Origin of the sequence: Thalassolituus sp. UBA2590, from assembly GCF_002339775.1 — a bacterium.
In the GTDB taxonomy this organism is placed as follows: Bacteria; Pseudomonadota; Gammaproteobacteria; order Pseudomonadales; family Oceanobacteraceae; genus Thalassolituus.
In genome coordinates, this window is the sequence record NZ_DDKU01000164.1 from 9,638 (window position 1) to 10,482 (window position 845).

The 845-nt window shown below is 51.6% G+C and carries 1 protein-coding gene; it reads left to right on the forward strand.

The window, feature by feature from the left end; translation table 11 throughout:
- Positions 1-845 (forward strand): aconitase family protein (locus B2067_RS13860; protein WP_301388842.1); only part of this gene is annotated, 845 nt, incomplete at both ends.

Below are 845 nucleotides of genomic sequence, written 5' to 3' on the forward strand. Positions count from 1 at the left end.
GACTGCAGAAATGAAAGCGAAAGCTTCTATCTGTATTTCTACCGATGAAACCCTGATCCAATCTCTGGAACTGGCTAAGTCACGTATCCAGATCATGATCAACAAAGGTATGGAAAACGAAGCTGGCATGCTGCAGAAGCTGATCGGCCTCGCTGACAAGCGTATCGAAGAAGTTAAATCTGGCGAAGCACCTGCTCTGGCTCCAGACGACAACGCTAAGTACTACGCAGAAGTGGTTGTTGACCTCGACGCGATCGACGAGCCAATGATTGCTGACCCAGACGTAAACAACGAAGACGTATCTAAGCGTTACACCCACGACGTAATCCGTCCGGCTTCTTACTACGATGGCCGTCAGGTTGACCTGGGCTTCGTTGGTTCTTGTATGGTTCACAAAGGTGACATGCAGATCATCGCTGCGATGCTGCGTAACCTGGAGAAGAACGGTCCTATCACGTTCAAGGCTCCACTGGTTGTTGCGCCACCAACGTACAACATCGTTGACGAGCTGAAAGCCGAAGGCGACTGGGACATCCTGTCTAAATACGCTGGCTTCACCTTCGACGATGCTAACCCGAAAGAAGCGGCACGCACCAAGTACGACAACATCCTGTACCTGGAGCGCCCTGGATGTAACCTGTGTATGGGTAACCAGGAAAAAGCAGAACCAGGTGACACCGTACTGGCAACTTCTACCCGTCTGTTCCAGGGCCGTGTAGTAGAAGACAGCGCTGAGAAGAAAGGTGAGTCACTGCTGGGCTCTACCCCAATGGTTGTTCTGGGTACTATCCTGGGTCGCTTCCCGACTCTGGAAGAGTACAAAGCAGCGGTTGAAGGTATCAACC